General features: G+C 60.3%; 27 protein-coding genes and 5 tRNA genes. 31 read left to right on the forward strand and 1 reads right to left on the reverse strand.

Going from position 1 to position 19020, the window contains the following annotated elements; all coding sequences use genetic code 11:
* The first annotated feature begins 26 nt into the window (after window positions 1-26).
* From ShzoTeo12_RS05510 to ShzoTeo12_RS05615, 22 genes are all read left to right on the forward strand, one after another.
* Window positions 27-103 (forward strand) — tRNA-Met (locus ShzoTeo12_RS05510).
* A gap of 19 nt (window positions 104-122) precedes the next feature.
* Window positions 123-452, forward strand: coding sequence for a hypothetical protein (locus ShzoTeo12_RS05515; protein WP_318911584.1), 330 nt, complete (start codon window positions 123-125; stop codon window positions 450-452).
* A gap of 333 nt (window positions 453-785) precedes the next feature.
* Window positions 786-860 (forward strand) — tRNA-Pro (locus ShzoTeo12_RS05520).
* Window positions 861-1430: 570 nt separating this feature from the next.
* Entirely contained in the window at window positions 1431-1643 is a 213-nt protein-coding gene (locus ShzoTeo12_RS05525; RefSeq protein ID WP_318911585.1) for a hypothetical protein, read from the forward strand.
* Between the two features lie 11 nt (window positions 1644-1654).
* Window positions 1655-1798: a hypothetical protein gene (locus tag ShzoTeo12_RS05530; RefSeq protein ID WP_318911587.1), complete on the forward strand. Its 144-nt coding sequence runs from the start codon at window positions 1655-1657 to the stop codon at window positions 1796-1798.
* Between the two features lie 112 nt (window positions 1799-1910).
* A complete protein-coding gene (locus ShzoTeo12_RS05535; RefSeq protein ID WP_318911589.1) occupies window positions 1911-2765 on the forward strand; it encodes a prohibitin family protein in 855 nt (284 codons plus the stop codon).
* Between the two features lie 12 nt (window positions 2766-2777).
* On the forward strand, window positions 2778-3068 hold the full coding sequence (locus tag ShzoTeo12_RS05540; protein ID WP_318911591.1) for a hypothetical protein: 291 nt from the start codon (window positions 2778-2780) through the stop codon (window positions 3066-3068).
* 28 nt (window positions 3069-3096) lie between these two features.
* A complete protein-coding gene (locus tag ShzoTeo12_RS05545) occupies window positions 3097-3759 on the forward strand; it encodes a sigma-70 family RNA polymerase sigma factor (RefSeq protein WP_318911592.1) in 663 nt (220 codons plus the stop codon).
* A 12-nt stretch (window positions 3760-3771) separates the two neighbouring features.
* Window positions 3772-4644: a hypothetical protein gene (locus ShzoTeo12_RS05550; protein WP_318911594.1), complete on the forward strand. Its 873-nt coding sequence runs from the start codon at window positions 3772-3774 to the stop codon at window positions 4642-4644.
* On the forward strand, window positions 4637-4879 hold the full coding sequence (locus ShzoTeo12_RS05555; RefSeq protein ID WP_318911596.1) for a hypothetical protein: 243 nt from the start codon (window positions 4637-4639) through the stop codon (window positions 4877-4879). Before ShzoTeo12_RS05550 ends, ShzoTeo12_RS05555 begins: the two co-directional genes overlap by 8 nt.
* 31 nt (window positions 4880-4910) lie before the next feature.
* Complete coding sequence (locus ShzoTeo12_RS05560; RefSeq protein WP_318911598.1) at window positions 4911-5168, forward strand: hypothetical protein; 258 nt, start codon at window positions 4911-4913, stop codon at window positions 5166-5168.
* Entirely contained in the window at window positions 5165-5641 is a 477-nt protein-coding gene (locus ShzoTeo12_RS05565) for a hypothetical protein (RefSeq protein ID WP_318911599.1), read from the forward strand. The genes ShzoTeo12_RS05560 and ShzoTeo12_RS05565 overlap by 4 nt, the downstream gene beginning before the upstream one ends.
* Window positions 5638-6063, forward strand: coding sequence for a hypothetical protein (locus ShzoTeo12_RS05570; RefSeq protein WP_318911601.1), 426 nt, complete (start codon window positions 5638-5640; stop codon window positions 6061-6063). Before ShzoTeo12_RS05565 ends, ShzoTeo12_RS05570 begins: the two co-directional genes overlap by 4 nt.
* Window positions 6060-6398, forward strand: coding sequence for a hypothetical protein (locus tag ShzoTeo12_RS05575; protein ID WP_318911602.1), 339 nt, complete (start codon window positions 6060-6062; stop codon window positions 6396-6398). The genes ShzoTeo12_RS05570 and ShzoTeo12_RS05575 overlap by 4 nt, the downstream gene beginning before the upstream one ends.
* The gene (locus tag ShzoTeo12_RS05580) at window positions 6385-6606 is read left to right on the forward strand and encodes a hypothetical protein (RefSeq protein ID WP_318911604.1); all 222 of its coding nucleotides are present in this window, start codon (window positions 6385-6387) and stop codon (window positions 6604-6606) included. Before ShzoTeo12_RS05575 ends, ShzoTeo12_RS05580 begins: the two co-directional genes overlap by 14 nt.
* Window positions 6606-6842, forward strand: coding sequence for a hypothetical protein (locus tag ShzoTeo12_RS05585; protein WP_318911606.1), 237 nt, complete (start codon window positions 6606-6608; stop codon window positions 6840-6842). The genes ShzoTeo12_RS05580 and ShzoTeo12_RS05585 overlap by 1 nt, the downstream gene beginning before the upstream one ends.
* A gap of 300 nt (window positions 6843-7142) precedes the next feature.
* A complete protein-coding gene (locus ShzoTeo12_RS05590; protein ID WP_318912376.1) occupies window positions 7143-8492 on the forward strand; it encodes an RtcB family protein in 1350 nt (449 codons plus the stop codon).
* Window positions 8489-9511 carry a DNA polymerase beta superfamily protein gene (locus tag ShzoTeo12_RS05595; RefSeq protein ID WP_318911607.1) on the forward strand — a complete coding sequence of 341 codons (1023 nt, stop codon included), beginning with the start codon at window positions 8489-8491 and terminating at the stop codon, window positions 9509-9511. Before ShzoTeo12_RS05590 ends, ShzoTeo12_RS05595 begins: the two co-directional genes overlap by 4 nt.
* Window positions 9512-9520: 9 nt before the next feature.
* Entirely contained in the window at window positions 9521-10036 is a 516-nt protein-coding gene (locus ShzoTeo12_RS05600; protein WP_318911609.1) for an HD domain-containing protein, read from the forward strand.
* Window positions 10037-10299: 263 nt separating this feature from the next.
* Window positions 10300-10373: transfer RNA gene (locus ShzoTeo12_RS05605), tRNA-Gln, on the forward strand.
* A 78-nt stretch (window positions 10374-10451) separates the two neighbouring features.
* Window positions 10452-10537: transfer RNA gene (locus ShzoTeo12_RS05610), tRNA-Ser, on the forward strand.
* A gap of 1 nt (window position 10538) precedes the next feature.
* Window positions 10539-10626, forward strand: a tRNA-Ser gene (locus ShzoTeo12_RS05615).
* A gap of 199 nt (window positions 10627-10825) precedes the next feature.
* Here the strand turns inward: ShzoTeo12_RS05615 and ShzoTeo12_RS05620 are convergent.
* Window positions 10826-11290 (reverse strand): hypothetical protein, encoded by a 465-nt coding sequence (locus tag ShzoTeo12_RS05620; RefSeq protein WP_318911611.1) that lies wholly within the window; start codon window positions 11288-11290, stop codon window positions 10826-10828.
* Window positions 11291-11595: 305 nt separating this feature from the next.
* Here ShzoTeo12_RS05620 and ShzoTeo12_RS05625 point away from each other — a divergent pair, with 305 nt between their 5' ends.
* The 9 genes from ShzoTeo12_RS05625 to ShzoTeo12_RS05665 all read left to right on the forward strand — a co-directional run bounded on the left by ShzoTeo12_RS05625 (window position 11596) and on the right by ShzoTeo12_RS05665 (window position 18993).
* Entirely contained in the window at window positions 11596-11814 is a 219-nt protein-coding gene (locus ShzoTeo12_RS05625) for a hypothetical protein (protein WP_318911612.1), read from the forward strand.
* A gap of 48 nt (window positions 11815-11862) precedes the next feature.
* Window positions 11863-12063 (forward strand): hypothetical protein, encoded by a 201-nt coding sequence (locus ShzoTeo12_RS05630; protein ID WP_318911613.1) that lies wholly within the window; start codon window positions 11863-11865, stop codon window positions 12061-12063.
* Entirely contained in the window at window positions 12063-12650 is a 588-nt protein-coding gene (locus tag ShzoTeo12_RS05635) for a hypothetical protein (protein WP_318911614.1), read from the forward strand. The genes ShzoTeo12_RS05630 and ShzoTeo12_RS05635 overlap by 1 nt, the downstream gene beginning before the upstream one ends.
* 31 nt (window positions 12651-12681) lie before the next feature.
* Window positions 12682-13482, forward strand: coding sequence for a hypothetical protein (locus ShzoTeo12_RS05640; RefSeq protein ID WP_318911616.1), 801 nt, complete (start codon window positions 12682-12684; stop codon window positions 13480-13482).
* A complete protein-coding gene (locus ShzoTeo12_RS05645) occupies window positions 13479-13694 on the forward strand; it encodes a hypothetical protein (RefSeq protein ID WP_318911617.1) in 216 nt (71 codons plus the stop codon). The genes ShzoTeo12_RS05640 and ShzoTeo12_RS05645 overlap by 4 nt, the downstream gene beginning before the upstream one ends.
* Complete coding sequence (locus ShzoTeo12_RS05650; RefSeq protein ID WP_318911618.1) at window positions 13675-14169, forward strand: hypothetical protein; 495 nt, start codon at window positions 13675-13677, stop codon at window positions 14167-14169. The genes ShzoTeo12_RS05645 and ShzoTeo12_RS05650 overlap by 20 nt, the downstream gene beginning before the upstream one ends.
* 133 nt (window positions 14170-14302) lie before the next feature.
* Window positions 14303-16009 (forward strand): terminase TerL endonuclease subunit, encoded by a 1707-nt coding sequence (locus tag ShzoTeo12_RS05655; RefSeq protein WP_318912378.1) that lies wholly within the window; start codon window positions 14303-14305, stop codon window positions 16007-16009.
* Window positions 16002-17399 carry a phage portal protein gene (locus tag ShzoTeo12_RS05660; protein ID WP_318911619.1) on the forward strand — a complete coding sequence of 466 codons (1398 nt, stop codon included), beginning with the start codon at window positions 16002-16004 and terminating at the stop codon, window positions 17397-17399. Before ShzoTeo12_RS05655 ends, ShzoTeo12_RS05660 begins: the two co-directional genes overlap by 8 nt.
* Window positions 17400-17406: 7 nt before the next feature.
* Window positions 17407-18993, forward strand: coding sequence for an HK97 family phage prohead protease (locus ShzoTeo12_RS05665; RefSeq protein WP_318911621.1), 1587 nt, complete (start codon window positions 17407-17409; stop codon window positions 18991-18993).
* Window positions 18994-19020 lie beyond the last annotated feature (27 nt).

Below are 19020 nucleotides of genomic sequence, written 5' to 3' on the forward strand. Positions count from 1 at the left end.
TTCGGAATTCGCCCGAAGGGGCACGTTGCAGGGTAGAGCAGTCCGGTAGCTCGCCAGGCTCATAACCTGGAGGCCGGCGGTTCAAATCCGCCCCCTGCAACCAATCTTGAGGAGATGATCGCATGGCTTCGAAGAAGGGAAATTATCCAATCCCGTTCACCGCGGCCGGCGATCAGCTTCACTGTCCGGAATTCCAGTGGGTGGATGGGAAGCGTGTCCAGCCCGAGATGAAGGATAACTTCGTGTTCGAGGACACGCTGAAGTTTGACGACATGGCGCGCGGCCGAAGCGCAGCCTACTTCTACTTCACCCGGTCCAGCGGAACGAAGGTGGTCGTGTTCATGAAAGACCTTTGCGAAATGATGCCGCATCTCGTCGGCGGGGTCATCAAGGGCAAGTTCACCTTCACCAAGCGTGGCCAGAACTACGGCACAATCTTCATCGGAGCTTGAGAAATCATAGGGGAAGCCATCCGACCCCCAGTGCTGGGAAGCAATGCAGGCGTAGCGTCCTGCTAGGGATGGCCGGTCCGGTGGAATGCCGGCGTTGAGTTCGAGGCGAAGCCTCTCAGGAATGCGGTGTCCGCGCCTTCACCGGCGGCGGCCGAGATCTCGGGGACCTGTCATGAGCCATGGTAATCATGGCAGACGCCAACCGGATCGAAGTGGGCCCGGCCCAGCCGCGAGACGGGTTTGTGATCCGGCACGGCGGTACCGTGCAGAGCCCTGGGGCGCCATTCCCCTGCCTTTGCCGACGGCTCCGATCGGTGGCTCATTCGGGCATGTCTGGGTGTAGCGCAGCGGGAGCGCATCCGCTTTGGGAGCGGAGGGTCGTCAGTTCAATCCTGACCACCCGGACCAAGTTTCGAGGCCTTGGCCTCATCAAGATCTGGATGGCGCTTCGGCGTTGGTCGGTGCCCGCGATGTTGACTCTGGCCAGTCGACGAACGGGAGACCAAGGGTAGGGCTCCGCAAGAGGCACCGGGCGTGCTGGCGGTCTATCTCCCTCATCCAGAGTCAGTTTGGGACGTGACTGAGCGATGGTGCCACATGGCGGCATCATTCATGCCGGCAACCAGGGCCGGTGATTGGCGGGGTCGCTCCCCGCAACGTCCCAAAGCCTACTCGCTGGCGCCGGAATGGCGACGGCAAACTTATGCAGAGACGGCAGGTTGAATGCGCTGATCGTGTGGGGGCGAGACGGAAGGCCCCACCACCGGCGCTGGCCTGCCGGATCGATCACCGAAGCACTTCCTTCCGAAGGTGATCTTCTGCTTGCGAGGCGGCGTGGAAGGAACACGCAGACTGCGGAGAAGTACAATCCGCGGCGAACGGTGCAGCCAGGGAAGCCTGCTTAAAGCGACGATTGCCAAAGAGCCGGTGTCGAGTCCGGTCCTCGCACATAGCCCCCACCATCAAAAAGGAACCCCAATGACCTCACGCCAGGTTGAGCGTGCGCAGATGCGCCGTGCCTTCAAGGAGATGGACCGCCGGGCCAAGGAGCGTGCTCGAGCCGCGCGTCGGGCCGATGTCGAGAAGCGGGAAACGCCGCCCTCGACACTCCGCCTCGCAGCCATGCGCGCTGTCTCTCGTCTGCAGCCCAAGCGGATCGAAAAGGCGAAAGCCTCGAAACCGCGATTCTGAGGAGTCCCGACGTGAAGCCGGAAGACATGAACACCATCAACGACGACGGCAAGGCCTACGACGGTCGACGCGGTCCGGTCGTTCTCGCGCTCTCGTTCATCGCATGCGTCTCGCTGCTGGTCGCAGTCGCGGCGGTGCGATCGTGGGGTGGCTGATGCTCAAGGCCATCGGAGCGTGCGTTGTAGCAATCATCATCGCCGCCGGCGTCGTCAAAGCGATCGAATGGTATCGCGGCCGCCCGGCCAAATCGAAAGGAAAGAAGAAATAATGCGCGGATTTTCCATCCTCATCGGGACCGTGGTCGTCCTGTTCGTCTTGTCGCTGCTCGGCGGCTCGTTCTACACGGTCGACGAGGGCGAGCGCGCCGTCGTCGTGAGCCAAGGCAAGATCTCGGCCATCTCCGGCCCGGGCTTCCATTGGAAGCTCCCGTTCGTCGACGACGCGCACTCGATCAGCGTCCGCACGCAGGCGATCGAATTCGCTGATGAGCCGGTCTACACCGCTGACCGGCAGACGGCCAATGTCAGCTTCTCGGTCAACTACTCGGCGATCGCCACCGACAACGAGATCCGCACGATCTATCGCGAGTTCCAGACGCTCGAGGGACTGGAGTCCAGGATCCTGAAGCGCCAGGTGCGCGAGCAGATCAAGAACGTGTTCGGCACGTTCACCGCGGACACGGCCATCCGGGAGCGCGGTCGCCTCAACAATGAGGTCTCGGCCGCCATCATCAAGCTCGGCGAAGGGCTCATCAAGGTCGAAGGCGTCAACATCGAGAACATCAACTTCTCCGATGCCGTCGAAGCGGCTGCCGAACAGCGGGCCCAGGCCGAAATGCTCGTCCAGACGGAGAAGCAGAAGCTCGAACGCGAAAAGGTTCTCGCTCAGGTCGCCGTCACGCAAGCCCAGGCCGCGGCCGACAGCCAGCTTGCCACCGCAAAGGCGAACGCCGAGGCCGTCCGGCTGAACGGCGAAGCTGAAGCCGCAGCCATCAAGGCCAAGTCCGACGCCCTTGCGCAGTCACCGAACCTCGTCGAGCTGACGAAGGCGGAGAAATGGAATGGCCAACTGCCGACGACGTTCGTTCCCGGTTCGGCCGTTCCTTTCCTGAATATCAAGTAGGGGCGGGCAGCAATGGGTATTCCGCGCACTCTGCTTAAGGCCGCGCTCTCCTTTCTCAAGGGAGACGCCGGCGGGCCTGAGTTCTTCGCCGGCGAGAAACTTGTCGCCGATCGACCGGTCATCCTTCCGCCGGTGCCGGAATACCCGGCCTGGATGCATCAGCCGGGGCAGGACGAGACATTCGATGCCAGGTTCCTGCATCCGACAACGATCAGCAGCCATCGCCGCGTCAATCGCGTCTCGGCGATGGTGATCATCGGAGCGCTTATCGCAATGCCGCTCATCAATGCCCTGATGGGCTAATTCTTCGCTTCGAAGGAGCCGCGTCGCAATGCGCACCCCGAAATACCGATTCCTGACCTTGGAAGAGGAAAAGACAGCGTCGGTCGAGCAGCTTGTCCTATCCCACCGGCCTCTGGTTATGCACATCGCCAGGAATTTCTCCCGCTATGGCGCCGATATCGAAGACCTCCGGCAAGAGGGAAATATTGGTCTCATGATTGCGGCGTCCCGTTTCGATCCTTCGAAGGGCTATCGTTTCTCCACCTATGCCTTCTGGTGGGTTCGGACCTTCATGCGAGACGCTGTCATCCAGTCGCACTCGGTAGTTGGCCATTCGATGTCGAACGACGCGAAACGAAACTTCTTCAAAGGACGCGCGCACCGGGACGTATCGACTGAGCACAGGGTTTCCGAGGCCGGCCTCACCGTCGGCGATACCCTTGTCTGCCCCCAGCCGGCGCCAGACGAACTAGTCTTTGAGATCCTCGAAGCAGAAAGGGCGACCAAGGCAGTCCGCCGCGCCATGCGTGCTTTGAAACCTCGGGAACGGGAGATCGTGACGGTCCGCCACATGAGAGAGCCCAAGGAAGGGCTTGAGTCCATCGGCAATCGACTAGGCATTTCCAAAGAGCGCGTTCGACAGATCGAGGCGAGGGCCTTTTCCAAGCTTCGCGATTGTCTGTTGGATTTTCAACGTTCGAGAGCATTTTGAATGGATAGCGAGATGAGAGATACCTTCTGGACAAAACTCACAAAGCTCTTCGGAATCCGTAGTTTTCATCGGGGAGGCTTCGTCTCCGGCGATGCGGCTATGGGGCAAAAAAGCCAGCCCGCCGGGGTAGTCGGTCTCCAGCCTTACCATCATGGCGGAGTCATTTCTGGCGGCCCGGTCACTCCTCTACAGATCCTCAGAACGGAGAGCCTGCTTCCGTCGGGGAGGGTTGAGGCATTAGGGCAAAACCTGCAGGCGGTTATGAATGCTGCGCCAGGCGAACTGGCATCGATCGAAATGATGCGAGAAAGTGTCATTCGGCGCGCGATTGGTCCGACGATCCTTCTCGGCTCTGGCACATACTTTGACTTCGAGGCGCCAGAACTCTCCGAGATTACAATCGAGGACGTGGCCTACGGACTCGCATTTGAAGGGCGTTGCGCCGGTCAGTGTTTCAGCCGGATAACAGGTCGCCGGGTATTCTATTCGGTGGCCGAGCACTGTGTTCGTATGAGCTGGGTCGTCCCGGAAGATCTAGCCCTTGAGGCACTGATGCATGAAGTCGGGGAGGCTGTTTGCGGCGATATGACCGGGCCGCTGAAATCCATGATCCCGAGATTCAAGTCCATCGAAAAACGGTGTGAAGCAGCGATCCTCGACCGCTTTGGAGTTTCCATCGATCATCCGCTGGAAATCAAGATCGCTGACACTCGTATGTTCGCCACAGAGCGTCGAGACCTTCTCCCATGGCGAGGAGAGGCATGGTCCGCAGAAGATCGCAGCCAACCCTACGACTTCGAGATCGTGCCGTGGGCGCCTGAGGTGGCCGCTGAAGAGTTTCTTCGCCGATACCATGAACTGAGAGGGACTTGCCGTCGTGACTGACCAGATCGAGACAACCGAGTTGATGCGCGCGCTCGCGAAGACACTCGACGGAATCCTGAACCCACCTGGAGGGCGGAAGACTATCGGCTTCGCTCTTTTCACGTTTCCGATCGATGGGCCGGAGGGGGCCCGCACCAACTATGCCTCGAACTGCCAGCGTGCCGACATGGTCATCGCGTTGAAAGAAGTGGTGGCGCGTTTCGAAGGGCAACCTCATCTGCCGGGCCGGGCATGATGCGCGGTTGCCTCCGAACGAGCGACCGCAAATGAGCATCGAGCGGGTGACGATCACGGTCTGGCGGGTTTCCGACGGTCGCCACTACCGGAGCAGGCAATACGCGATCTTCAAAGACGCCTTGGCGAGGTTGAAACGCAAGCCTCGACACGAGCCAGACGGTATCCGAGACGAGCTTCGCGGCGGTGAGCACCACCAGACGATCTTCTATTCCGACGAGCAGTGGGCGCACTTCACCGAGATCGCGCGCCGATATCAGCGCAGGTTCGGTCGCAGGACACGAAAATGACCTATCAGACATGCCGCGGGTGCGTTCATGGCGCCGGCTTTTGCCAAGCCCGCGAGAACATCAAAGCGAAGGTGAAGGGCCTCGGCATCACGTCGATCAAGTGGAAGTGCGTATGGCGCCGCCCGGTCTACCTGCCTGGCGATGCTGTTTGGGCGAGGCTCTTCATCCAATACGAGGAGCAAGGACATCCTTATGGCATTGAGGAACCGGTCTTTGGCGACTTCCCCGCGACAGTCATCAAGATGCTCGGCTCGAAGGTGCTCCTCTTTGTCGAACCGCAGGCCCCTGACTCTTCGGAAGAATACGTGTTCGAGCCGAACAAGGGCGGCAACGGCCATGTGAAGATCCCAATCGGCCGGACGCGCCTCCGTGACGCAGGCCGAGAACCGATCTGCCCAGGATGTTCCTGGCTGACACGGCTGAAGGGGCACGAAGAATATTGTCGGTTCACGCCAAAGGATCTCATTGCATGATCAACGAACTCATCGCCGCGGCGAAAGACTCGCTCGGCCTGCGCTCCATCTGGCTCGACGACGAGGAATACGAGAAGATTGTCAGTGCGGTCGTTTCGAAGGTGCTCAGCTACGAAGAAAGCGACAGCCGGTTGCTCGCGATGGCTGCCTCAAGGCGCCTGAGCCGACTGATCCGGGTCTGCAAGGCCATCAAGTGGACCGATCTCGGAGCGCCGGCCGTGAAGGACGCAGCCACGCAGGCGGCTCTGCATGAGCTGGCGTGTTTCCTGTTGCAGGATGCCCTTGAGACTAAAGCGATCGATGCAGGCCAGCACGAGGCGCTTCAGCCCGGCGCGTTTGCGGTGCAGAGGGAAGACGGCACTTTCGAGCCGATCGCGACCATCGTCGACGTCGTAGTCGAATTAGGTGAGGGCAATCAATGATCTCGGCTGCCAGGCACAACGAACTCGTCGACTTCATCATGTATGGCTCGGAGGCGTTCGAGGGACGGAAGAAACTCGAGGATGCACTCGTCCAGAGGTTTCCGGAGATCACCTTTGAGGATCTCGACAAAGCGATGGCGGATGCCGCGGATCGGGAACGGGAGTTGGCTGCCGAGCTCGACGCAGAGGCCGAAGCACTGGCCGAGTTCATGCCGCTCTTTGAGGGGGAGCCGGAAGGTGCCCTCATGGGGGAGGTGGCAACCCGGAAGGCGATCGCCGGGGATCCTCTGGCCTTGAAGTTCCTCATGATGTGCTCGATCGATGACGACGACTAAGCGGACGCTTCCAGCCGATCGAAGTGAGTGGACGCCAGAAGAAACCAAAACCTTCCTCCGTTTCTATGCCGAAGTGCTGGCGCGCGAAGCTGCTGCCCGAGCCTCCAACCAATGCGAGTTCTCCGCCGAACTGCAATCATGGTCTGACAAGGCGCGCCGCGAGGCTGACGCGATTGATCTTCGGCCACCTCAGATGGAGCTGTTTTGATGAGTCTCTTTCGACTGAGGCCAGAGGCGCAAGAGCGCGCGGAAGCGGCGGCGGAGTGGCTTCGAGAGAGCCAGGACCAGTTCGTCAGAATGTCGAATGCGAGCCTCGTGGCCACCGCGAAATTCTACGCCCGGCAGATGGAGCCAATCCGGTTCGCACCCGGCGAGCCCGTATACGATGCCACCATGTGGCATGTGATTGTTCCGGAACTGATCCGGCGCTTGGAGGTGAAATGAGCAGCGTGGAGAAAGCCGGGCATCTCGAAAAGGAGATGCGGCGCTTGCAACAACGAATTGTCGAGCTATTCCAAGAGTGGAGGCGAGACCCATCCTCGTTCGAATATTGTCGGACTGTGATCTCGACTAGAAGCGACTTTCCGGGCCTACGGTCGCCAGCGTTTGATGACGGCTGCGCGATGCTCGACGAAATCGCCAGGACCACATGCGGGGAGCGCTGGGAGTACGAAATTCATCGCACCGCCTGCGGCGATCCCATCTGCATGCTTACACGCTTTATCGGAGGCCGACATGACTGAAGTGACTGGAAAGGATCTCATCGACGCCGGCGCCAAGCCCGGACGATGGTTTCCTGAGGCGATTGCGACAGCCAATAAGCTGATCGCCGAGGGTCTCGACCGAGAGAAGGTCATTCCGGCAGTGATCACCGAATATCAGCCTGCGCCGCAATTACCTCTGCGTGACGTCGTGCCAATGTTCCAGATGAACATCCGAGCTGAAAACCCCCATGAGGCGGCTAACGTCTCAGCGGTCTTCGACACGATGGAAGAACTGATGAGGACGCCCGTTGTCACGGCCGGCGCCGTGATGCCTGACGCCTGCCCAGCGGGGCCGCGCGGAACCATTCCGGTTGGAGGGGTGGTGGCATCCAGGGCGATCCATCCGGGCATGCACTCCGCTGATATCTGCTGTTCAATGGCTCTGACCGTGGTGAAGGGTGCAAGCCCGGCCGAACTGCTCGATGCTGTCCACCGCGTGACCCACTTCGGACCAGGTGGCCGGAAGGTTGGCGTCGGGAACGTGACGGAGCTCGACATCAACAATCCGTTCCTTCGTGACGCTCGCACTCTGTCTCCGACGCACTTCGGGACTCAGGGCGATGGCAATCACTTCGCCTACGTCGGCACGCTTCGATCGACTGGCGAGACCACGCTTGTCACCCACCATGGTTCTCGCGGCCCGGGCGCCGCGCTCTACAAGGCTGGAATGAGGGTTGCCGAGCGATATCGCCAGCAGCTTTCACCGGACACCTTGAAACAGAACGCGTGGATTCCGGCGAACACGCGCGACGGCGAACTCTATTGGGAGGCGCTTCAGGCGATCCGGCAGTGGACGAAGGATAGCCATTTCGCGATCCATGACATGGCTCTCCTCGAGAGCGGCGGGCGCGCGGGCGCACGCTTCTGGAACGAGCACAATTTCGTCTTCCGGAAATCGGATGGTCTCTTCTATCACGCGAAGGGAGCCACGCCGGCGTTCGATGGGTGGGCGGCCGACGCAACGGACCTGACCATCATCCCGCTGAACATGGCAGAGCCGATCCTCATCGTCCGCGGCCGGAACGCGGATAATGGGCTTGGTTTCTCGCCGCACGGCGCTGGCCGGAACTTCTCCAGGACGCAGCACAGGCGCCTGATGGAGGGGAGGACCGAGGCCGAAATCTTCGCCGAGGAGACGAAGGGGATTGATGCCCGGTTCTTCATGGGCATTCCGGATATCTCCGAGCTCCCGAGCGCCTACAAGAATGCGGCGGCGGTCCGTGCCCAAATTGATGAATTCGGGCTTGCAGACGTCGTCGACGAGGTTATCCCGTATGGCTGCATCATGGCCGGCGATTGGGAGAAAAACGCCCCTTGGAGGAAGAAATGAGCATCCGCACAATCGTCCGGATGAAGTTCGGCAGTCACCTTTATGGGACAGCCACGCCGGAATCGGACTTGGACTTCAAGAGCGTGTTCGTGCCGTCGGCGCGGGCTATTCTTCTGCAGCAAGCACCGAAGACGCTCAGCAACGCGCGGCCGAAGGCCACTGGCGAGAAGAATTACGCCGGCGAGGTGGATGAGGAGCAAATCAGCCTCCAGAAGTTCCTCCAGCTGGCTGCCGAAGGGCAGACGATGGCGCTCGATATGCTCTTCGCTCCAGAATATGCGATCGAGGGTGAGCCGGCATGGGAGTGGCGGGAGATCATCGCGAACCGGCACCGACTCCTGACAAGGAAATCGGCAGCCTTCATCGGATACGCTCGCACCCAGGCAAACAAGTATGGGATCCGGGGATCGCGTGTCGCATCCTCCCGCGCAGCCCTCGCCATGCTGAACGGTGCGATCGAAACTCACGGCGCCGCCGAAAAGCTGGCCGTCGTCGGCGCAAAGGTGAAAGCGATGGTCGGCTCCTATCAGCACATGTCGATCGTCGAAGACGTCACTCCGCACGGCCAGCGGGTTGAGCAATGGGAGGTCTGCGATCGCAAGATGCCGTTCACGGCCTCCATCAAAAACGCTCGAGACATCATGCAGCGGGTGGTCGATGAATACGGCCGGCGGGCTTTGATGGCCGAGACGCAGCAGGGAGTAGACTGGAAGGCGCTGTCCCATGCTGTCCGGGTGGGGGAGGAGGCTGTCGAGTTGCTCTCCACCGGTCATGTGACCTTCCCGCTGCCCAAAGCGACGCATATCGTCGATATCAAACTTGGAAAGCTGCTCTACCAGGATGTTGCTGCCGAGATCGAGAGCTTGCTCGAGCGTGTCGAGCAAGCTGCGGCAGAGTCGACTCTGCCGGAGGAGCCTGATCATGATTGGATCAGCGATTTCGTCGAATATGTCCACGAGGCGGAGGTGCTTCGTCGCGTTCCGCGGGCATATCCAGTGTCGCGTTTCAATGCCGAGTGAGGTGAACCCATGAAGATCGACAAGCGCGCGGCAGATATGGAGAAACACGCCTTACGGTTCGCCACGACGGCGCATGGCGCCCAACTGCGCAAGTACGATGGGCAGCCGTACATCGTGCACCCCGTCGCCGTCGCGGAGATCGTTCGATCTGTGCCGCATACCCCGGAGATGATCGCCGCGGCGCTGCTTCACGACACGGTCGAAGATACTGACGTCACCTTGCTGGACATCAAGGAAAGCTTCGGCGCCACCGTCGCGACGCTGGTCGCGTGGCTAACTGACGTCTCGACGCCCTTTCACGGCAATCGAGCCGCAAGGAAAGCGCTCGATCGCGCGCACACCGCTCTTGCGCCGCCGGCGGCCAAGACGATCAAGCTGGCGGACCTCATCGACAACTCACGATCGATTGGGTCCGCTGATCCGCATTTCTGGACGGTGTACCGAGAGGAAAAGAGGCTGCTGCTCCCGCTCCTGATGGAAGGCGATGCGACACTGTGGGCGATGGCCTCAGAGCTTGTGGCGTAAAACGGCGGCATTGATAGATGTTGCTGAAAGGCGTGCAGGATTTACCGCGTTTTCGCCGACACATGCGAGATTCAATAGAAATTAATTCGGCATGGTCGAAATCGACCCGAAATGCATGTCGCGTAACGTCCGATTTAATCTCGGCTACTTCATCAATCAAAATTAAATTCGAACCTGCTGTTGCGCCGCCGGCGAAACACGACTCAAATCACCCTCGAATCTACTGGTTTCCACGAGAACCGAATCAACGATCCACAAAACTCTGGAGCGTCGCCAAGCGGTAAGGCGCCGGGTTTTGGTCCCGGTATCGCTGGTTCGAGTCCAGCCGCTCCATCCAGGACACCGCCATGATCTTTTCGATGTCACCTTCTTCGAGCAGTCAGTCGTCCCGATAACGGGTTGATTGCGCTTGTGCGGAAGGTGCCGTCGAATGGCCGGCAACTGGTCTTGAAAACCAGGGTAACCTAACGGTTAGGGGTTCGATCCCTCCACCTTCCGCCACGGTATCGTGGCAGAGAGGTAATGCAGCGGCCTGCTAAGCCGTAGGACGGGCAACCGTTCCATGGGTTCGATTCCCATCGATACCGCCAAAGTTTCACGAGCGCCGGCACACTCCCCGGCCGCGACCAAGGCCCGTTTCCGGTTGAACGGTTTGGATGGCGATACTGAGAACCGGCAGGCAAGGCGCTCCAACAGGAGGTCACAAGCCTGATAGCGAGGCGCGGAACGGGTCACATACCGGTCTACGGCGCGGAGTGGGGAAGCCCCAGCCTCGAATCAACCAGCACCTCAGAGATTGAGCGCCTTCTTCTGTTCTTTTTTTGATTCGTTGATACGCGGCCTGTTGCGCGTGGTGAATTTGGCGAGTTCGGCGTAAACATCACTGGTTGGTATCTTCAGGCCGTGCGCGGCCTCAGTGAGCTCTATCACCGCAATGTAGTTCGCGAGATTCGCGGTCATCAGGGTAGATGCTGGCTTTGGTAGCAGCTGGTTATTGATGCCGTGCGATGCGGCTTCGAAGAAGTCGAGCGTCGATTCAAAAGCGCTTTTATATGTTTGCGAGTCCGTGGCGTCTCGGATAGCGGCGATATGCGATCGCGTGCGGTCGAGGAAATCGTAAGTTATTTGAAGGCTGTGCGCGTTCGCGGCGAGGGTGTTGGCGCGAGCGCTATACCAAAGCACGGCGATCGCGCCAACCGCAGTCAAAATCGTAGCCGCGTCAACTACGGAAAGCTTCGAGAGCCATTCGATCATTTCTTTTCGGACGCCTGGGGCTGAGGAGCCGGAGCGGCTGCCGGAGCCGCAGGTTCCGTCGGCCTGTTTTGCAGCGCCGCAGCCAAAGCGCTGGACGAAAAGGACTTTTGCTCCATCTGCGCAGGATTCATCGGGCGTGTTTCGCGCTCAGTCATCGGTTTGATGCCCCTATCTGAAGTTGAGGGTCAATAGAACAAATCTCCTCGCTGACGGCAAGACGGCGGAAGTCAAAGCGTAGATTTGACAACGCGGCACCAAAATCAACCCGAGCTCGGCGGTAACCGGGCCAACAAAGGAGAAGGCCGATGACGGCACGAGTCAGAGCAAAATTCACCTGCACGGGCAAGGAGGGCAACACGGTATTCCTCCAATCCGTCTATTCCGAAGACGTCCAGTCCGAGGACGGCCGTTTCACGACAGCGACCCCTTGGGGCGAGCTTCGAATGAACGTCGATAATCCGAGTGCGGCGATCCAGTTTCAACCTGGCAGGTCGTACTATCTCGATTTCACCCCAGCCGACTGAGGTCGCGTCGCCGGAAGGGTTCTCTTCCCGGCCTCCATGAGGTGTCGCATGTTCGATTGGATTGGCTGGTGGCTGGCGCCGTTCTTCATCACGGTGCTCGCTTGGATCTGGCATTTCTGGATCAACAGGGAGAATCCGTTTGGCTTCGCCCGTGGGTTCCTTGCCGAGATGCTGATCTACGTCGTGACCGGCGCGCTTGCGCTGATCGTGACGTTGCTCGCTTGGCTGGTTTTCCTCCTGCTGGCGTGATGATGCGCGAAACGGTCGTAATCATAGCAGGCGGCCCGTCCGTCACGGTCAATGATGTGCGAACGATCGGCCTCGCCCGCGCCGCGGAAAGGTGCAGCGTCATCGCGGTGAACGACGCCGTCTATCCGTGCTGGTTCGCCGACCATCTGCACGCCTGCGACGCCCGGTGGTGGATCGAGCATTTCGGCGTGCCAGGATTCGCGGGCGCAAAGACGTCGCTCGAGGCTGTTCCGTTTGATGACGTGATCACGCTGACGAATACGGGCATCGAAGGCTTCGATCCCAATCCAGGAGCAATCCGGTCTGGCTCGAATTCGGGGTATCAGGCCGTGCACATCGCGGCGAAAGCGGGCGCGCGACGTATCGTCCTGATCGGTCTCGACTACACCGACGACGGCGCGCGGATGCATTGGTTCGGTACCCACAAGCCGGGTTTTGACAAACATTCTGATGTCGTCGGTTGGCGCCGCCACCTCATGAAACTGACAGACGAGCTCGGCACGTTTGGCGTGACCGTGGTCAACGCTGGTTATCGTTCAACGTTGTCTTGGCTGCCGAGAGTGGATCTTGCCCTCGAACTCGCGTGAGCGACAGTCCGCAAACAGGAGCATTTCCGAAGTGAAAGCCGCCGTCTACCGGGTTCCAGGGCGGAGCCATGAGGACCACCTGACAGCGATGGCGCGCGGCTTGAGCACGCACGGCCTCCGAGTTGAATACTTCGAGGCGGCGCCGGCCGCCGACGCTGACTTCGCAGTGGTCTGGTCCTGGCGCGTGGGTCTGCGCATCCGGCCTGTCTTTTCCGGGCCGATCCTCGTCATGGAGCGCGGCTACCTTGGAGATCGTTTCCATTGGACGTCTCTCGGCTGGGATGGACTCAACGGTCGGGCTCGTTTCGCCCGCGTCGATGACTCGAGCCGCTTCGATGAGCATTTCGGTGGGATGCTCGCACCTTGGCGGCCGGGCGGTGGCTACGCGTTGATTGCCGGCCAGGTCGTCGGCGATACCGCGCTGATCGGGATCGATATCTTGAAGTGGTATCGCCAAATCGGAGTAGAGCTCTGGAGGCAGGGGTGGGACGTCAAGTTCCGCCAGCACCCTGTCGAGGTTCAGCGCGGCGTCGCGCCGCCTCACGTATCGTTCGCAGAGCGCCTCGAAGGTGATCCGACGGCGGCGTTGAGCGGGGCCGGCCTCGTCGTGACCTACAACAGCAATTTCGCCACGGACGCTCTCATGGCAGGCGTGCCGGTGCATGCGCAGGATCAAGGATCCATCGTCTACGACCTCGCCTCGCATGACCTGCAGGTGGTGAGGCCGGATAGGAAAGCTCGCCTCGAAGAGCTGGCGTGGCGCCAGTTCTCGCGCGACGAGATTTCCACTGGCGCCGCATGGGAAGTGGTGAAGGAAGCGATGCACGCATGACGCAACTTGGTTTTCGTTCAACGGGTCGCGGCCCCAATGCCGTCGACTACGAGGCGATGAAGAAGAACGCCTTCCACGACCAGGACATTCTGATCGTCAACATCCGAGACAGCAAATTGCCCTGGCAGGATCGAGAGCTGCTGGCCTCGATCGGCGAGCGCCTCTACGGCAGGAAGCGCGCAAGGGTGCAGCATGGCGGGAAATCGGAATAGCGGCGGGCAGAACCGTCTCTCTGATGCAGAAAAAAAGCGCCGCGGTACGTTCCGTCCGGACCAGTCGGAGGCGGTCTACGCCGCGCGCAAAGCGGAGAACGTCGTCACCGGCGTCTTCTTCTCCGAGATCCCCGTTCCGAGTCTGCCACTCGATGAACACGGCAGGGCCACCTTCCAGAAATGGGCGAAGCTTCTCCTCGATCAAGGGAAGCTGACTTCGGTCACCTCGGCACACTGCGAGTCGCTCGGCTTCATTGACATGCTCATCAACCAGAGGGTCACCGCCGGCAAATTGCCGACGGCCGACAGTCTGAAGCAGCGCACCTCAGTAATCAGGATGCTCGGAGTTGCAGAAGACGCGCCAATCATCGCGGGCAGCACGAAGAGCAGGTTCGAAGGGTCAGGATTCAGTAATTCTCGGTCTTCGCCGTTCCGATTGCGCCCATATCGAACCGCTGATCCTGGAAAACTCTGAGACCGGCGAAGTCGAGGAGATCCCGAATTACCCGGCCATCGCCGAGCTCTATGCGCAGTGCGTGGCATCGGGGAGGCTGCCGACGAACCGCTTTATGGTGGCGGCCGCAAAGCGCTATCTCCGTATGCTCGAGATGGCCGAGAACCCGAAGTGCGAGTTCTACTATTCGCCTGAGCATCTGGTAGACTTCTGCCGGTTCGGCGAGCGCCTGCGGCATTTCGAGAGCGGCAACTGGGAGATCAACCAGATCGATGCGGACGGGAACCCCGATCCGAGCATCATTCTCGAGCCCTTTGAGATCTGGATCGAGTCCTGCTGCCAAGGCTTCCGACGCCGTCTCAACGGCACGCGACTGGTGGAGACTGCGCTTGAACTGATCCCGCGAAAGAACGCCAAATCGCTCCGTGCGACTCGCGCCGCGCTCTACGAGCTTTGCTGCTCCGGTGGCCTGGCGCCGGAAATTCCGATTGCTGCCGCCACGGCGAAGCAGGCGGACGACACGCTCTTCGGCGACATCGTAAAGATGGTGAAGAACGACCCGGAACTCGTTGAAGAATTTAAACTTCGGGTCACGAGCGATGAGATCACGAAGGGCGAGGGAAGGATCTTCAAGCTCTCGTCACAGGGCGAGCGGCTCGACGGCTTAAACCCGAGCCTCGCACTGTTCGAAGAAGGCCACGCCGGCGCCGCCAGCGTCTATAAGGTCGTGGACTCGGCCTTCGGTGCGCGCCCCAATGCTCAGCGCCGAATGATCACCACGGCCGGCTACCGCCCTGAAGGGCCGGCGTTCGACCTCATGAAGCAGGCGGAAATGGTCCTCCTCGGCGGAATGGAGGATTACACCTTTTTTGCCGCGGTCTACACGCTCGACGTCGACGACTACCAGAATAGGGAGACCCGGGCGATTGAATGGGATCGCCTGCTCACCAACCCGGAGCTCATCGCCAAGGCCAACCCGATGTATGGGGTCAGCCTTGATCCGATCAAGATCAACGCATCCGTCGCGCAGGCCTTTAAACTGCGCCCAGACAAGCGGGGCGAGGTGGCGCGCACCCGGTTCAATATCTGGACCGGCGCCGGCACGACGCTGATTGAAGCCGCTGCTTGGGCAGCCTGCTACCAGCGCGGACTGTACCTATCGAGCTTCCACGGCAAGAAGTGCTGGATCGGCGTCGACTTGGCTGAAGTCCTCGACATGTGCGCCATCTCGCTCATGTTCGAACTGCCAAACGACACGCTCGCGGTGTTCGTCCAGTATTATCTGCCAGAGTTGTCGCCGACGGCCGAACTGCCCGATCTGGTCGATAATCTGTCCCTCTGGGCGGACGAGAACTACCTCTACCTCACGGAAGGTCCTTTGGCCGACCATGACCTGGTTCGAAGCCACGTCGAGCAGTTCTGTGAGATGTTCGATGTTCAGGTCATCGCCTGCGACCCGCGGCAAGCGCACAACACGGTCCGGCACCTTTGGGATGGGAACCTTCCGGTGAAGGTCTACCCCAACAATAAGGATACGATGACGCCGCCGACAGACGACATCATCGGCCGCGTCGCTACTCGCCGCATCTTGCACGACGGCAACCCCGTCCTCGCTTGGAACATCCAGAATGTCTACGGCGACCGGACAGGCAATGGCCAGATCCTGCCGCGCAAGGACAAGAAGGACTCGCCGCGGAAGATCGACGGGTTTGTCGCAACCTGCTTCGCCAATGGCTGCCGGATGAACCCTGATGAGGCGAAGCCTGCTGCCGAAGAGCAAGCGGCAACTGCCGATCCATACCAGCATCGCGGCCTGATCGGGTTCGATCAGATCGATCAGACGGTAGGTGACAATGCCTGAGAACTCGACCGATCTCTCCCTCATTGCGGGCGAGCACCAGCTTGAGCTCTTCGAGAAGAGCCATGGCGACACGATGACCATGACGCAGTTCTCGGAGTGGGTGGAGAGCAATCTCGCCGGCACGGGTGTCGTGGGCGCGCTGCAGATCGGCGCGCTGATGCTCTGCTGCGACGTCATCGCGCAGGATCTTTCGAAGGCGACCTTCCGCTATCGCCAGACGCTCCGGAACGGCACGTCCAGGATCATCGAACCGCGCCAGAACGAAATGGCGGCGTTCCTCAAGCTTGAGCCCAACCGGCGCCATACCTGGCGCAACTTCATGGAGATGATGGTCTACTGGTCGTGTCTCACGGATAACGCCTATGCCGGCATCATCCGCGCGAACGACGGTACGGTTCTCGAGTTGATCCCGTTCCAAACGGGGCGAGTGCAGGAGCGGATCAGCGGGCGCGAGGTCTTCTATGAGGTCACTGCCTCCACGATGCAGGAGCAAGCCCTCCTTGGCAGTGTCTCGCGCACGTTCTCCGAAGAGGACATGATCCACGTCCGAACCCGCATGCTCGACGGCATGGATGGCTTCTCGACGCTCGCCGCCGGCCGCGAAACCCTGAAGATCATGAACAATCTTTCGGACTACCGAAAGAACCTGTTCGGGGACGAGGGGCAGATGCGGGGCGTCTTCACCCGCGAGAACGAAGAGCCCATTCCTGATCTCATCTTCCAACGGCTGAGGCAGCAGTTCAAAGAGCTGCTGAACAGGTTCCGCAAGATCAAGGAACCGATTGTTCTTGAAGGTGGAATCAAGTTCGATCAGATCTCTTCCAATCCTCAGGAGATGGAGCTGGTCAAGGAATTCGAGGCACAGATCAACGAGGTCTGCCGCCTCTTCCGCATGCCGCCGCATAAGATCTTCCTGATGTCTGGCTCGAAGTACGAGAACCTCGAGACGCAGGAGAAAATGTACGTCGGCGACACGCTCATTCCACGCGCGGAAGCCTTCGAAGCTCAGTTCGCGAAGTCGTTGCTCAGCCGTGTCGATCGGCTGTCCTACTTCTTCCAATTCGATCGTGCGGAGATGACTCTCCGGGACACGAAGGCGGAGACCGAACGAACCATCCGGGCGGCCGAGCGGGGCATCATCCTGGTCGATGAGGCCCGAGCCGTCTTCGGGCTCAATCCTCTGCCAAATGGGGCCGGCCAAGTCCGGCTTCTGCCGGTGAACATGTCACTCATCGACAGCAAGAACCAGGTGGTGATCGGCGGCGCGTCAACGCCAAAGGATAGTGCATCCGACAACAAGCCGGACGAGGACAAGGCGGACGAAGACGCTGATCAATCAACCGAAGAAACGCCCCCAGAGAAGGCGGTTGGCCTCCGGGTCGTGAAATAGGAGGCACATGATGCTGAAATTCAAAAAGGCATCTGCAGACGAGGTTCGCGCGAAGCGCAAGGATCACGTCAAGGATCTTTCGAGCGGCACGGCCGTCCTGAAGGGGTTCAAGGCGCCGCCGTCGTGGAACGACGACACGCGCAGCGCCAAGTTCATCATGTCGTCGGAAAGCGTTGACCGCTATCGCGACATCGTCGTCCAGGGCGGCATCGATACGACGGCGTTCGAGAAGAACCCGCAAGGCCTCTTGTTCCACAATAGCCGGTCATGGCCAATTGGGCTCTGGTCGGACATCACGAAGGTGCTCACCGGCCGGCCGAAGCGTCTGGAGGGGGTTCTCAATTTCCTTCCGGAGGGGACCGATGAGGACGCGGACCGCGCCGCGCGGCACGTCAAGGCTGGCTCGATGCGGACGGTCTCCATCGGGTTCATTCCCGACTGGAGCGACGTCGACTTCATCCTCGATGAGGATGATGATTGGACGGGCGGCTTCAGGTTCAACAAGTGCGAACTGATCGAGTGCAGTCTCGTCCCCGTTCCAGCGCAGCCAGATGCGATGGTGAAGGACGCCGGCGGCGACTTCCAGCTTGCGCGGGATCTGATCGAGGACATCCTCGACACCTACACCAAGACGCCTGAAGGGCTGCTTGTCCCGCTCGATGCCTATGGCGCCAAGCATCGTGAGCTTAGCGGCAACCGCTCGTCGATCGTCGTGGAGAAAGCCCTCCTGCCTACGGTCAAGCACGTCGAGCGCAGCGCCCTTGCCATCAAGGCGAATACCGACGAGGAGGCGAGGGAATATGTTGGCGCGAAGGTCGCTTTCGATCCCGCGCATCCCGAGAACAAGGGTTCGCCGTTCGATGACGTACTCGCGAAGGCAACTGGCGAGGTCATCGGCAGTTGGATCGTCGACGACGGCGAATTCAAAGGCGTCCACGGACTCGCCGTCGAGTTTCTGACCAACGACTACAGCGGCATGTTCCGCGGCATCAAGGCCGAGCGTTTTGTCCTGGTCAAGGCGGCAGAAAGTGACGAGCCAGACGAAGAGCATAAGGCGATCGACGAAACCGACGGGCTCTCTGAAGAGGCCGTCGCCGGGCTGATCGAGCGAGGGATGGTCTTCCTCACTGAACGCAAGGTTGGCGACAAGACTCTCTCTGGCGCGATCATTGCGAAGTCCTTCGAGGAAGCCGAGGAGATCGCCGCGGCCCGCGGTCTGGGCGAAAAGGTCGTCGGGGAGAAAGTCGCCACGATCGATAAGGCGGTCGAGGTCGAGCAGGAACCCGAGCCGAAAGACAGCGCTTCAACGGAAGTCCAGCAGCTCTCGGTGAAGCTCAACGTCACGACCGACATCGCGGAAACGACCAAGCAGATCGAAGCGTTGGAAAGCATCACGGACCGCGTGATCGCGAAGATCGGCAAGATTTTCGGCTTCCACAAGGCGCCGGCCGCTACGGAAAGGCGAGATCCCGAGCTTACCGTCGAAGGTGACGAGAAGACTCCGCCGACCGAGGCCGAAATCGCTGAACTCAAGGCACGGGCCGCCGCCACGCGCGCGCGGCTCATCGCCAAAGGAATGATCGCGGCGGAGTAACCGTCACGACACGCAACTCCCTACCGG

Source organism: Shinella zoogloeoides (assembly GCF_033705735.1).
Lineage (GTDB): Bacteria > Pseudomonadota > Alphaproteobacteria > Rhizobiales > Rhizobiaceae > Shinella > Shinella zoogloeoides_A.